At 54.5% G+C, this 13880-nt stretch carries 9 protein-coding genes, 1 tRNA gene and 3 rRNA genes; 8 read left to right on the forward strand and 5 right to left on the reverse strand.

The annotated features are described in order from the left end of the window. Positions 1 to 70 precede the first annotated feature (70 nt). From CE636_RS12645 to fis, 5 genes are all read left to right on the forward strand, one after another. The gene (locus tag CE636_RS12645; RefSeq protein WP_004206253.1) at positions 71 to 313 is read left to right on the forward strand and encodes a DUF997 family protein; all 243 of its coding nucleotides are present in this window, start codon (positions 71 to 73) and stop codon (positions 311 to 313) included. Further along, entirely contained in the window at positions 303 to 1754 is a 1452-nt protein-coding gene (panF, locus tag CE636_RS12650) for a sodium/pantothenate symporter (RefSeq protein ID WP_017899938.1), read from the forward strand. The genes CE636_RS12645 and panF overlap by 11 nt, the downstream gene beginning before the upstream one ends. 11 nt (positions 1755 to 1765) lie before the next feature. After that, positions 1766 to 2647 carry a 50S ribosomal protein L11 methyltransferase gene (prmA, locus tag CE636_RS12655; RefSeq protein ID WP_004144971.1) on the forward strand — a complete coding sequence of 294 codons (882 nt, stop codon included), beginning with the start codon at positions 1766 to 1768 and terminating at the stop codon, positions 2645 to 2647. Between the two features lie 357 nt (positions 2648 to 3004). Beyond that, the gene (gene dusB / locus CE636_RS12660; RefSeq protein ID WP_004144972.1) at positions 3005 to 3970 is read left to right on the forward strand and encodes a tRNA dihydrouridine synthase DusB; all 966 of its coding nucleotides are present in this window, start codon (positions 3005 to 3007) and stop codon (positions 3968 to 3970) included. 24 nt (positions 3971 to 3994) lie between these two features. After that, entirely contained in the window at positions 3995 to 4291 is a 297-nt protein-coding gene (gene fis, locus CE636_RS12665) for a DNA-binding transcriptional regulator Fis (RefSeq protein WP_000462905.1), read from the forward strand. 84 nt (positions 4292 to 4375) lie between these two features. Here fis and envR read toward each other — a convergent pair whose 3' ends face one another. After that, entirely contained in the window at positions 4376 to 5029 is a 654-nt protein-coding gene (gene envR / locus CE636_RS12670; RefSeq protein WP_004206257.1) for an acrEF/envCD operon transcriptional regulator, read from the reverse strand. Positions 5030 to 5404: 375 nt separating this feature from the next. Here envR and CE636_RS12675 point away from each other — a divergent pair, with 375 nt between their 5' ends. The 3 genes from CE636_RS12675 (at position 5405) to CE636_RS12685 (ending at position 10182) form a co-directional block, all read left to right on the forward strand. Further along, positions 5405 to 6544: an efflux RND transporter periplasmic adaptor subunit gene (locus CE636_RS12675; RefSeq protein ID WP_017899939.1), complete on the forward strand. Its 1140-nt coding sequence runs from the start codon at positions 5405 to 5407 to the stop codon at positions 6542 to 6544. Between the two features lie 12 nt (positions 6545 to 6556). Continuing rightward, entirely contained in the window at positions 6557 to 9667 is a 3111-nt protein-coding gene (locus CE636_RS12680) for an efflux RND transporter permease subunit (RefSeq protein WP_017899940.1), read from the forward strand. 293 nt (positions 9668 to 9960) lie between these two features. Continuing rightward, positions 9961 to 10182 carry a membrane protein gene (locus CE636_RS12685; RefSeq protein ID WP_004206262.1) on the forward strand — a complete coding sequence of 74 codons (222 nt, stop codon included), beginning with the start codon at positions 9961 to 9963 and terminating at the stop codon, positions 10180 to 10182. 233 nt (positions 10183 to 10415) lie between these two features. Here the strand turns inward: CE636_RS12685 and rrf (CE636_RS12690) are convergent. From rrf (CE636_RS12690) to CE636_RS12705, 4 genes are all read right to left on the reverse strand, one after another. After that, positions 10416 to 10531: ribosomal RNA gene (rrf, locus tag CE636_RS12690) — 5S ribosomal RNA — on the reverse strand. A gap of 38 nt (positions 10532 to 10569) precedes the next feature. Next, a tRNA-Thr gene (locus CE636_RS12695) sits at positions 10570 to 10645 on the reverse strand. 14 nt (positions 10646 to 10659) lie between these two features. Then, positions 10660 to 10775: ribosomal RNA gene (rrf, locus tag CE636_RS12700) — 5S ribosomal RNA — on the reverse strand. Positions 10776 to 10870: 95 nt separating this feature from the next. Continuing rightward, positions 10871 to 13773 (reverse strand): 23S ribosomal RNA (locus CE636_RS12705). Positions 13774 to 13880: the final 107 nt, after the last annotated feature.

A 13880-nucleotide genomic window follows, 5' to 3' on the forward strand; every position in this document is an offset into this window, starting at 1 on the left:
TTCTTTTTCTCTCTCCTCATCTATACCATGCGGTACAATCCCCGCTTTCTTCATCCTCAAGGGACAAAAAATGGACAAACGCTTTGTTCAGGCCCACAAAGAAGCGCGCTGGGCGCTGTGGCTGACCCTTCTCTATCTTGCCGCCTGGCTGGCCGCCGCCTATCTGCCGGGGGTGGCTATCGGTTTTACCGGCCTGCCCCACTGGTTTGAAATGGCCTGCCTGCTGGTTCCGCTGCTGTTTATTCTGCTGTGCTGGGCGATGGTCAAACTGGTTTTTCGCGACATTCCTCTGGAGGACGATGATGCAGTTTGAGGTCATTATTCCCCTGATCGCCTATCTGGTGGTGGTGTTCGGCTTATCCCTTTACGCCATGCGAAAACGAGCCTCAGGAAACTTTCTGAATGAGTACTTTCTCGGCAGCCGCTCGATGGGCGGCTTCGTGCTGGCCATGACGCTAACCGCCACCTATATCAGCGCCAGCTCATTTATCGGCGGACCCGGCGCCGCCTATAAATACGGCCTGGGCTGGGTGCTGCTGGCAATGATCCAGCTTCCCGCCATCTGGCTGTCGCTGGGCGTACTGGGAAAAAAATTCGCCATTCTTGCGCGCCGTTACAACGCCGTCACCCTCAATGACATGCTGTTTGCGCGCTACCAGAGTCGTCTGCTGGTCTGGCTGGCCAGCCTGAGTCTGCTGGTAGCCTTCGTTGGCGCCATGACCGTCCAGTTTATCGGCGGTGCCCGCCTGCTGGAGACGGCTGCGGGTATTCCCTACGATACCGGTCTGCTGATCTTCGGCATCAGCATCGCGCTGTATACCGCTTATGGCGGCTTTCGCGCCAGCGTGCTCAACGACACCATGCAGGGCATGGTGATGCTGATCGGCACGATCGTGCTGCTGGTGGGGGTGATCCACGCCGCCGGCGGGATTGGCCATGCGGTAGAGACCCTGCAGTCGATCGATGTCAAGCTGGTGTCCCCTCAGGGGGCGGAAGATATCCTCTCACCAACCTTTATGGCCTCGTTTTGGGTGCTGGTCTGCTTCGGCGTGATAGGCCTCCCGCATACCGCCGTGCGCTGTATCTCCTACAAAGACAGCAAAGCCGTGCATCGCGGCATCATTATCGGCACCATCGTGGTGGCGATCCTGATGTTTGGCATGCACCTGGCCGGCGCGTTAGGTCGGGCGGTGATCCCTGACCTCACCGTACCGGATCTGGTGATCCCGACGCTGATGGTCAAAGTGCTCCCGCCCTTTGCGGCAGGGATCTTTCTGGCCGCGCCGATGGCGGCGATTATGTCGACGATCAATGCCCAACTTCTGCAAAGTTCCGCTACGATCATCAAGGATCTGTATCTGAACTGGCGTCCGGATCAGGCGACTAACGAAAAGCGGCTAAAACGCATGTCCGCCGGCATTACGCTCCTGTTGGGTGTCCTGCTGCTGCTCGCGGCCTGGCGACCGCCAGAGATGATTATCTGGCTGAACCTGCTGGCCTTCGGCGGCCTGGAAGCCGTCTTTCTGTGGCCGCTGGTGCTGGGCCTGTATTGGGAACGTGCCAACGCGGCTGGCGCGCTGAGCGCGATGATCGTGGGTGGTGTACTGTATGCCGTACTTGCCACGCTGAAAGTGCAGTTTCTCGGCTTCCATCCGATCGTTCCCGCGCTGCTGCTGAGTTTACTGGCGTTTGTGGCAGGGAATCGTTTCGGCCGTCCCGCACCACAGCCACCTATTTTGACTACTGATAAATAAAGAGTTTTGCTATGCCATGGATCCAACTGAAACTAAATACCACCGGCGCGAACGCTGAAGATCTTAGCGATGCGCTGATGGAGGCCGGATCGGTCTCGATCACCTTCCAGGATACGCACGATACGCCGGTATTTGAGCCGTTACCCGGGGAAACCCGGCTGTGGGGCGACACCGACGTGATCGGCCTGTTCGATGCCGAAACCGATATGAAAGCGGTCGTTGCCCAACTGGAGCAGCACCCGCTGCTGGGCGCCGGATTCGCGCATAAGATCGAGCAGCTGGAAGATAAAGACTGGGAGCGGGAATGGATGGATAACTTCCATCCGATGCGCTTCGGTGAGCGGCTGTGGATCTGCCCGAGCTGGCGCGACGTTCCGGATGAAAATGCCGTCAACGTGATGCTCGATCCGGGTCTGGCCTTCGGTACCGGCACGCACCCGACGACATCCCTGTGCCTGCAGTGGCTCGATGGACTCGACCTCAACGGAAAAACGGTCATTGATTTCGGCTGCGGTTCCGGCATCCTGGCGATTGCCGCGCTGAAGCTGGGAGCCGCAAAAGCGATCGGCATTGATATCGACCCGCAGGCTATTCAGGCCAGCCGCGATAACGCACAGCGTAACGGCGTCTCTGAGCGTCTGGAGCTCTATCTTCCTCAGGACCAGCCCGAGTCGATGAAAGCCGACGTCGTGGTCGCCAATATCCTGGCTGGCCCGTTACGTGAGCTGGCGCCGTTAATCAGCGTCCTGCCCGTTTCAGGCGGTTTGCTGGGGCTTTCCGGCATCCTTGCCAGCCAGGCGGAGAGCGTCTGTGAAGCCTACGCCGATCTCTTCACCCTTGACCCGGTGGTCGAGAAAGAGGAGTGGTGCCGGATCACCGGCCGGAAAAACTAAGTGCAATGCGGCCTGTGGGCCGCATTTTTGTTTCCAGTAGCCACCAAATAATGCCAGGAAATGAGAGGCAGATCGCACTACAGAGCACTTTTTTGACTATAAAAACAGCGTTTTATATCGCCTGGTAGCGAGTTTGTCTAAGAAAAATCGAGAAGTTTTATGATTTTATAAATGGACACAAATTATCCATCAGCCATTAAATCAATGATTAATATAAGTATTTATTCATCCCTTTTACGTTAGTCCCGGATTCATTGATCTGCAACAGAGGATTGCTCAAAGTTTGGCCTTTCATCTCGTGCAAAAAATGCGTAATATACGCCGCCTTGCAGTCACAGTATGGTCATTTCTTAACTCATGCGCATCGGACACCACCAGCTCAGAAATCGCCTGATCGCAGCGCCCATGGCTGGCATTACTGACAGACCATTCCGGACGCTGTGCTACGAGATGGGAGCGGGTTTAACCGTTTCCGAGATGATGTCCTCTAACCCACAGGTGTGGGAGAGCGACAAGTCCCGTTTACGGATGGTGCATATTGATGAGCCCGGTATTCGTACCGTGCAAATCGCCGGTAGCGTGCCGGAAGAGATGGCTGCCGCCGCGCGGATTAACGTGGAAAGCGGCGCCCAGATTATTGATATCAATATGGGATGCCCGGCGAAAAAGGTGAATCGCAAGCTTGCAGGTTCAGCCCTCTTGCAGTACCCCGACCAGGTGAAGTCGATCCTGACGGCGGTCGTGAATGCGGTGGACGTTCCTGTGACTCTCAAGATTCGCACCGGTTGGGAACCGGAACACCGTAACTGCGTAGAGATTGCCCAACTGGCCGAAGAGTGTGGCATTCAGGCTCTGACTATTCACGGACGCACCCGCGCCTGCTTGTTTAACGGAGACGCTGAGTACGACAGTATTCGGGCAGTTAAGCAGAAAGTTTCCATTCCGATTATCGCGAATGGCGACATTACTGACCCGCTTAAAGCCAGAGCTGTGCTCGACTATACAGGGGCTGATGCCCTGATGATAGGCCGTGCAGCTCAGGGAAGACCCTGGATCTTTCGGGAAATCCAGCATTATCTGGACACTGGAGAGCTGCTGCCCCCGCTGCCGCTGGCAGAGGTCAAGCGCTTGCTTTGTGCGCACGTTCGGGAATTGCATGACTTTTATGGTCAGGCAAAAGGGTACCGAATCGCGCGTAAACACGTCTCCTGGTATCTTCAGGAACATGCTCCAGATGACCAGTTTCGGCGCACATTCAACGCCATTGAGGATGCCAGCGAACAGCTGGAGGCGTTGGAGGCATACTTCGAAAATTTTGCGTAATAGAAATAAAGAGCTGACAGAACTATGTTCGAACAACGCGTAAATTCTGACGTACTGACCGTTTCTACCGTTAACTCTCAGGATCAGGTAACTCAAAAGCCCCTGCGTGACTCGGTTAAACAGGCACTGAAGAACTATTTTGCTCAACTGAACGGTCAGGATGTGAATGACCTGTATGAGCTGGTACTGGCTGAAGTTGAACAGCCCCTGTTGGACATGGTGATGCAATACACCCGTGGTAACCAGACCCGCGCTGCCCTGATGATGGGCATCAACCGCGGTACGCTGCGTAAAAAACTGAAAAAATACGGCATGAACTGATACTAGTCAGTTGCTTGCTTGATATAAAAGGCGCTCTTCGGCATGGGGAAGCGCCTTTTTTATTACCTGCGACAGCGGGACACATCACTGATTCACCGCCCGCAGTACCGGCGCCTCCGATACATGAGCAGCACAGACTACCGCCATAACATTATCCACCAGCGCAGGCGCCTGCTGATAAAGATCGAAGCGTTGCGGATCGAGCAGCCAGTTTTTAATCAGCCCGGAAAAGGCGCTGTGTAAAACAATTAATATCACTTCAATATTTGTTTCGGCTGGCAATATATTGTTACGCACACAGCGCTGAAGCATGCCGCCAATCAGCGAATAATTAAAACCAATGCGCTGGCGAATTTCGTTTTCCGAAAGCATATCATTGGCAAACTCGCAGCGCTGATAAAGAATTTGCATCAGCGCGCGCTGGCGAGGATTCGCAGCAATATAGCGGAGCCCGGTAATAAACCGCTCGCGCAATGCATTTAACGGCTCCTGTTCATTCTCTGTTACGAGGCTATGCTGAATCAAATCCCTGAGCGGTGGCTGCTGCTGCCACATTTCATTAAACAGCTCAGTCTTACTGGCAAAATGCCAGTATACGGCGCCGCGGGTCACTCCCGCCGCATCAGCAATATCCGTCAGGGTTGTGTTGGTCACCCCCCGCAGGGCGAACTGCTGGATCGCGGACTCAATCAGGAGCTGCCGCGTGCGTAGCGCCTCTTCTTTCGTTTTTCTAGCCATACAAGCCCCTTCCCGTCAGACAGGTTATTCAGGATTTTCTGAAGATCGCTTAACCTAACATTTGTCATGGAATATTTTTTAGCAAAAATGCAGACAAGTTAATTCTGAAGCTGCCGCCAAATAAATTACCCAAAATAATATTAATAAATAACCCATTCACTGAATTGATGTCTATTTATTAAGTTTTACAATTGAGGTAAATAGCAAAAAAATCCTGCGCGCTTTTTTGTTTTTGCGTGCCTTGCTGATTGCTCAAAAATAAGTATCCCTTACATCCAGCGGCGTTTATTTGTAGGATGGCAAACTGCTTTTTAATTCCCTCTTTCTTTCACAGATTCGCCGCCGAATTTGGCACGTAATCTATAAGGAACCGCCATGACAACTCACGCCAGAGTGACACTTTTATCCGGTTTAATTATCTCGGCCTTATTGCTTACCGGCTGCGATAATTCGGACAACCCGCAACCCCATGCCCAGGCGCCGCAGGTGACGGTCCATGTCGTGAACAGCGCGCCGCTGTCGGTCACCACCGAACTGCCAGGCCGAACTTCAGCTTTTCGCGTGGCGGAAGTCCGCCCTCAGGTAAGCGGTATCATCCTGAAGCGTAACTTTGTTGAAGGAAGCGATGTCGAAGCAGGCCAGTCGCTCTATCAGATTGATCCGGCAACCTACCAGGCGGCGTGGAACAGCGCCAAGGGCGATGAGGCTAAAGCCGAAGCCGCAGCCGCCATCGCCCATTTAACGGTGAAACGCTACGTTCCGCTGCTGGGCACCAAGTATATCAGTCAGCAGGAATACGATCAGGCGGTGGCCACCGCCCGCCAGGCCGACGCTGACGTCATCGCCACCAAAGCCTCCGTGGAAAGCGCCCGCATCAACCTGGCCTACACCAAAGTGACCTCTCCCATTAGCGGACGCATCGGTAAATCGAGCGTCACCGAGGGAGCGTTGGTCACCAACGGTCAGTCGGATGCCCTGGCTACCGTCCAGCAGCTCGATCCGATCTACGTCGACGTGACTGAATCCAGCAATGACTTCATGCGCCTTAAGCAGGAAAGCCTGCAACGCGGCGGCGACACCAAAAGCGTTGAGCTGGTGATGGAGAACGGTCAGGCCTATCCGCTTAAGGGTTCGCTGCAGTTCTCCGACGTGACTGTCGATGAAAGTACAGGTTCAATTACCCTGCGCGCTATCTTCCCTAACCCACAGCATGTCCTGCTGCCGGGAATGTTCGTTCGCGCCCGCATCGATGAAGGCACCGATCCGCAGGCCATCCTGGTGCCGCAGCAGGGGGTGACCCGTACGCCGCGGGGCGATGCCTCCGTCATGCTGGTGAATGACAAAAACCAGGTTGAAACCCGTCAGGTGGTAGCTTCCCAGGCCGTGGGCGATAAGTGGCTTATCACCAGCGGGCTGAAGCCGGGCGATAAGGTGATTATCAGCGGCTTACAGAAAGTCCGTCCAGGCGTCACCGTTAAAGCAGAAGCGGAGCGTGCGGCACCGGTCGCACAATAAGGATACCCAGCCATGTCTAAGTTTTTTATCCATCGACCAGTCTTTGCCTGGGTGCTGGCGATCATCATGATGATTGCCGGAGGTCTGGCCATTCTGCAGTTGCCGATAGCGCAGTATCCGACGATAGCGCCCCCTGCGGTGGCGATCTCCGCTACCTATCCTGGTGCGGATGCCCAGACCGTGCAGGACACGGTCACTCAGGTTATTGAGCAGAACATGAACGGTATCGACAACCTGATGTATATGTCGTCGACCAGCGATTCCGCCGGCTCAGTAACCATCACGCTTACCTTTAAGTCCGGCACCGATCCGGATATCGCCCAGGTGCAGGTGCAAAACAAACTGCAGCTGGCCACCCCGCTGCTGCCTCAGGAAGTCCAGCAGCAGGGAATTAGCGTAGAAAAGTCCAGCAGCAGCTTCCTGCTGGTGGCCGGCTTTATCTCTGATAACCCGGTCACTACCCAGGACGATATTTCCGACTATGTCGCCTCTAATGTTAAAGATCCCATCAGCCGCCTCAACGGTGTGGGCGATGTCCAGCTGTTTGGCGCACAGTACGCCATGCGCATCTGGCTGGATGGCAACCTGCTGAACAAATACAACCTGACGCCAGTGGATGTCATTAATGCGCTGCAGGTTCAGAACGATCAGATCGCCGCCGGCCAGCTGGGCGGTACGCCAGCGCTAAAAGGCCAGCAGCTCAATGCGTCGATCATTGCCCAGACGCGGCTTAAAGATCCGCAGGAGTTTGGCAAGGTCACGCTGCGGGTCAATGCCGATGGCTCTGTCGTCCATCTGAAAGATGTCGCCCGCATTGAGCTGGGCGGAGAGAACTACAACGTCGTCGCCAGAATTAACGGTAAGCCCGCCTCTGGTCTGGGTATTAAGCTTGCGACCGGCGCCAACGCGCTGGATACCGCCACGGCGATTAAAGCGAAGCTGGCCGAACTGCAGCCTTACTTCCCCCAGGGAATGAAGGTGGTCTATCCGTACGATACGACCCCTTTCGTTAAAATCTCTATTCACGAAGTGGTCAAAACGCTATTTGAAGCGATTATTCTCGTCTTCCTTGTCATGTATCTGTTCCTGCAGAACATGCGCGCAACGCTCATTCCGACCATTGCCGTGCCCGTCGTGCTGTTGGGCACCTTCGCCGTACTGTCGATGTTTGGCTACTCCATCAACACCCTGACGATGTTTGGCATGGTGCTGGCGATAGGTCTGCTGGTCGATGACGCTATCGTCGTAGTGGAAAACGTTGAGCGCGTGATGGTTGAGGAAAAACTCTCGCCAAAAGAAGCGACGGAAAAGTCGATGTCGCAGATCCAGGGGGCGCTGGTGGGTATCGCCATGGTGCTCTCTGCGGTATTCGTGCCGATGGCCTTCTTCGGCGGTTCCACCGGCGCGATTTATCGCCAGTTTTCGATCACCATCGTTTCCGCCATGGCGCTCTCCGTGCTGGTTGCCCTGGTCCTGACGCCAGCGCTCTGCGCCACGTTGTTAAAGCCGTCCTCGATCGAACACCATGAGAAAAAAGGCTTCTTCGGCTGGTTTAACGCCCGCTTTGACCAGAGCGTTAACCACTACACCAACAGCGTCAGCGGTATTTTGCGTGGAACCGGCCGTTACCTGGTGATCTATCTGCTGATCGTCGTGGGAATGGCCGTGCTGTTTATGCGTCTCCCGACATCCTTTCTACCCGATGAAGACCAGGGGGTCTTCCTGACCATGATCCAGCTGCCCTCCGGCGCCACCCAGGAGCGGACACAGAAAGTGCTGGATACCGTGACCGACTACTATCTACATAAGGAGAAGGCTAACGTCGACAGCGTCTTTACCGTGAACGGCTTCAGCTTCAGCGGCCAGGGGCAAAACTCCGGCATGGCGTTTGTCAGCCTGAAACCCTGGGAAGCGCGCAGCGGTGATGAAAACAGCGTGGAGTCCATCATCAAGCGAGCCACCGTGGCCTTCAGCCAGATCAAGGACGCCATGGTTTTCCCGTTCAACATGCCTGCCATTATTGAGCTGGGTACCGCCACCGGCTTCGACTTTGAGCTGATCGACCAGGGCGGGCTAGGTCATACCGCCCTGACGCAGGCGCGCAATCAACTGCTGGGCATGGTGAAACAGCATCCGGATCAGCTGGTGCGGGTACGGCCTAATGGGCTGGAAGATACGCCGCAGTTCAAACTGGATGTCGACCAGGAAAAAGCGCAGGCGCTGGGCGTATCGCTCTCCGATATCAATGAAACGATATCAGCCGCGCTGGGCGGGTACTACGTCAATGACTTTATTGACCGTGGTCGCGTCAAGAAAGTGTACGTCCAGGCTGATGCCCATTTCCGTATGCTGCCGAGCGACATTAACAATATGTATGTTCGTAGCGCCAATGGCGAAATGGTCCCGTTCTCCGCCTTCGTCACTTCGCGCTGGATTTATGGCTCGCCGCGTCTGGAACGCTACAACGGTTTACCCTCCATGGAAATCCTCGGTGAAGCCTCGCCGGGTAAAAGTACCGGGGAAGCCATGGCGCTGATGGAAGCGCTGGCCAGTAAGCTGCCGAGCGGCATTGGTTACGACTGGACCGGGATGTCTTACCAGGAACGCCTTTCCGGCAACCAGGCTCCCGCGCTTTATGCCATCTCGCTGATTGTCGTCTTCCTGTGCCTGGCGGCGCTGTATGAGAGCTGGTCGATTCCATTCTCAGTCATGTTAGTGGTTCCGCTGGGGGTGATCGGCGCGCTGTTAGCCGCCACGCTGCGTGGGCTGAATAATGACGTGTACTTTCAGGTAGGCCTTCTGACCACGATCGGTTTGTCGGCGAAGAACGCGATCCTGATCGTCGAATTCGCCAAGGATCTGATGGAGAAAGAGGGGAAAGGGATCATTGAAGCAACCCTGGAGGCATCGCGGATGCGCCTGCGACCCATTCTGATGACCTCTCTGGCTTTTATTCTCGGAGTCATGCCGCTGGTGATTAGCCATGGTGCCGGCAGCGGGGCGCAGAATGCGGTAGGTACCGGCGTCATGGGCGGGATGCTAACCGCGACACTGCTGGCGATCTTCTTTGTTCCGGTCTTCTTTGTGGTCGTCAGACGACGTTTTACCCGGCACGCTGAATAACCCGGCCTGGTTTTAAAGGCGCCCCCTGCGGGCGCTTTTTTTTCGCCAGGCATATTAGCAACCCGCTCAGCTTCCCGCTATCTGACAACCTCTATCGCGTGCGGCAGCGCGGGGAGACGATCTTTCTCTCCATCTTTTCTGCATATTCCCCTGCTTATCTTCACGATATTTACGTGGCTCATATATTGAGATGATTTCGGCATCCGGGCCGGACAATCCGCGGTGATAAAATAAGCCATTCCGTTCTGCACTGGCTTTCAGTACAACCCTGCGGATTATCCAGAGGTAATATCATGAAAAAGTATTTAATCGTGGCGCTGCTGGCCTCTCTGCTGGCAGGCTGTGCCCATGACTCTCCCTGCGTGCCGGTTTATGACTCGCAAGGCCGCTTAGTCCACACCAATACCTGTATGAAGGGCACAACAGAAGACAATTGGGACACGGCAGGCGCGATCGCCGGGGGGGCCGCCGCGGTAGCCGGTCTCACGTTAGGGATCGTTGCGTTGACCCGCTAATTCACCCCCGACCAGCAGATACTGGGGCTAGCGTCGAACCTGTATCTGCTCTTCTGCGCATCATCCACATGACAACCGGGCAAATAAACTCTCTGTCCCTTGCTGCATTACGAGCAAATCGACTTTGACGGGTTTCCCCTGGTGGCAGGACTGTTTATCAACAGATAACAGATAACAGATAACACAAAAGCAGAAGGCCCAGTCTTTCGACTGGGCCTTCTGCTTTATTTGATGCCTGGCGATTCCCTACTCTCACATGGGGAGACCCCACACTACCATCGGCGCTACGACGTTTCACTTCTGAGTTCGGCATGGGGTCAGGTGGGACCGCCGCGCTATTGTCGCCAGGCAAATTCTTTACAACGTGCCGAACTTTAACCTAAAAAGTGGTGCTGATACCCAGAGTCGAACTGGGGACCTCACCCTTACCAAGGGTGCGCTCTACCAACTGAGCCATATCAGCACGCTAAATTTGATGCCTGGCAGTTCCCTACTCTCACATGGGGAGACCCCACACTACCATCGGCGCTACGGCGTTTCACTTCTGAGTTCGGCATGGGGTCAGGTGGGACCACCGCGCTAGTGCCGCCAGGCAAATTCTGTTTTATCAACACGCCCTGCGGACGCATCGACTAATCTGTATCAGCTGAAAATCTTCTCAAATCCGCCAAAACATCTTCGGCGTTGTAAGGTTAAGCCTCACGGTTCATTAGTACCGGTTAGCTCAACGCATCGCTGCGCTTACACACCCGGCCTATCAACGTCGTCGTCTTCAACGTTCCTTCAGGAGACTTAAAGTCTCAGGGAGAACTCATCTCGGGGCAAGTTTCGTGCTTAGATGCTTTCAGCACTTATCTCTTCCGCATTTAGCTACCGGGCAGTGCCATTGGCATGACAACCCGAACACCAGTGATGCGTCCACTCCGGTCCTCTCGTACTAGGAGCAGCCCCCCTCAATTCTCCAGCGCCCACGGCAGATAGGGACCGAACTGTCTCACGACGTTCTAAACCCAGCTCGCGTACCACTTTAAATGGCGAACAGCCATACCCTTGGGACCTACTTCAGCCCCAGGATGTGATGAGCCGACATCGAGGTGCCAAACACCGCCGTCGATATGAACTCTTGGGCGGTATCAGCCTGTTATCCCCGGAGTACCTTTTATCCGTTGAGCGATGGCCCTTCCATTCAGAACCACCGGATCACTATGACCTGCTTTCGCACCTGCTCGCGCCGTCACGCTCGCAGTCAAGCTAGCTTATGCCATTGCACTAACCTCCTGATGTCCGACCAGGATTAGCTAACCTTCGTGCTCCTCCGTTACGCTTTGGGAGGAGACCGCCCCAGTCAAACTACCCACCAGACACTGTCCGCAACCCCGATAAGGGGCCAACGTTAGAACATCAAACATTAAAGGGTGGTATTTCAAGGTTGGCTCCACGCAGACTGGCGTCCACGCTTCAAAGCCTCCCACCTATCCTACACATCAAGGCTCAATGTTCAGTGTCAAGCTATAGTAAAGGTTCACGGGGTCTTTCCGTCTTGCCGCGGGTACACTGCATCTTCACAGCGAGTTCAATTTCACTGAGTCTCGGGTGGAGACAGCCTGGCCATCATTACGCCATTCGTGCAGGTCGGAACTTACCCGACAAGGAATTTCGCTACCTTAGGACCGTTATAGTTACGGCCGCCGTTTACCGGGGCTTCGATCAAGAGCTTCTCCTTACGGATAACCCCATCAATTAACCTTCCGGCACCGGGCAGGCGTCACACCGTATACGTCCACTTTCGTGTTTGCACAGTGCTGTGTTTTTAATAAACAGTTGCAGCCAGCTGGTATCTTCGACTGGTCTCAGCTCCATCCGCAGGGACTTCACCTACACACCAGCGTGCCTTCTCCCGAAGTTACGGCACCATTTTGCCTAGTTCCTTCACCCGAGTTCTCTCAAGCGCCTTGGTATTCTCTACCTGACCACCTGTGTCGGTTTGGGGTACGATTTGATGTTACCTGATGCTTAGAGGCTTTTCCTGGAAGCAGGGCATTTGTTACTTCAGCACCGTAGTGCCTCGTCATCACACCTCAGCCTTGATTATCCGGATTTGCCTGGATAATCAGCCTACATGCTTAAACCGGGACAACCGTCGCCCGGCTAACATAGCCTTCTCCGTCCCCCCTTCGCAGTAACACCAAGTACAGGAATATTAACCTGTTTCCCATCGACTACGCCTTTCGGCCTCGCCTTAGGGGTCGACTCACCCTGCCCCGATTAACGTTGGACAGGAACCCTTGGTCTTCCGGCGAGCGGGCTTTTCACCCGCTTTATCGTTACTTATGTCAGCATTCGCACTTCTGATACCTCCAGCAACCCTCACAGGTCACCTTCGCAGGCTTACAGAACGCTCCCCTACCCAACAACACATCGTGTCGCTGCCGCAGCTTCGGTGCATGGTTTAGCCCCGTTACATCTTCCGCGCAGGCCGACTCGACCAGTGAGCTATTACGCTTTCTTTAAATGATGGCTGCTTCTAAGCCAACATCCTGGCTGTCTGTGCCTTCCCACATCGTTTCCCACTTAACCATGACTTTGGGACCTTAGCTGGCGGTCTGGGTTGTTTCCCTCTTCACGACGGACGTTAGCACCCGCCGTGTGTCTCCCGTGATAACATTCTTCGGTATTCGTAGTTTGCATCGGGTTGGTAAGTCGGGATGACCCCCTAGCCGAAACAGTGCTCTACCCCCGAAGATGAGTTCACGAGGCGCTACCTAAATAGCTTTCGGGGAGAACCAGCTATCTCCCGGTTTGATTGGCCTTTCACCCCCAGCCACAAGTCATCCGCTAATTTTTCAACATTAGTCGGTTCGGTCCTCCAGTTAGTGTTACCCAACCTTCAACCTGCCCATGGCTAGATCACCGGGTTTCGGGTCTATACCCTGCAACTTAACGCCCAGTTAAGACTCGGTTTCCCTGCGGCTCCCCTATACGGTTAACCTTGCTACAGAATATAAGTCGCTGACCCATTATACAAAAGGTACGCAGTCACACCATAAAGGTGCTCCCACTGCTTGTACGTACACGGTTTCAGGTTCTTTTTCACTCCCCTCGCCGGGGTTCTTTTCGCCTTTCCCTCACGGTACTGGTTCACTATCGGTCAGTCAGGAGTATTTAGCCTTGGAGGATGGTCCCCCCATATTCAGACAGGATACCACGTGTCCCGCCCTACTCTTCGAGTTCACAGCCTGTGCATTTTGGTGTACGGGACTATCACCCTGTACCGTCGGACTTTCCAGACCGTTCCACTAACACACAAGCTGATTCAGACTCTGGGCTGCTCCCCGTTCGCTCGCCGCTACTGGGGGAATCTCGGTTGATTTCTTTTCCTCGGGGTACTTAGATGTTTCAGTTCCCCCGGTTCGCCTCGTTAACCTATGTATTCAGTTAACGATAGTGCAACGAATTGCACTGGGTTTCCCCATTCGGACATCGCCGGCTATAACGGTTCATATCACCTTACCGACGCTTTTCGCAGATTAGCACGTCCTTCATCGCCTCTGACTGCCAGGGCATCCACCGTGTACGCTTAGTCGCTTAACCTCACAACCCGAAGATGTTTCGTAAAACATCATCGTGTCGCGAAAATTTGAGAGACTCGAACACACATTAACTGTGTGTCGTTTCAATTTTCAGCTTGATCCAGATTT

It is taken from the genome of Klebsiella sp. LY, assembly GCF_004010915.1.
GTDB lineage: Bacteria > Pseudomonadota > Gammaproteobacteria > Enterobacterales > Enterobacteriaceae > Klebsiella > Klebsiella quasipneumoniae.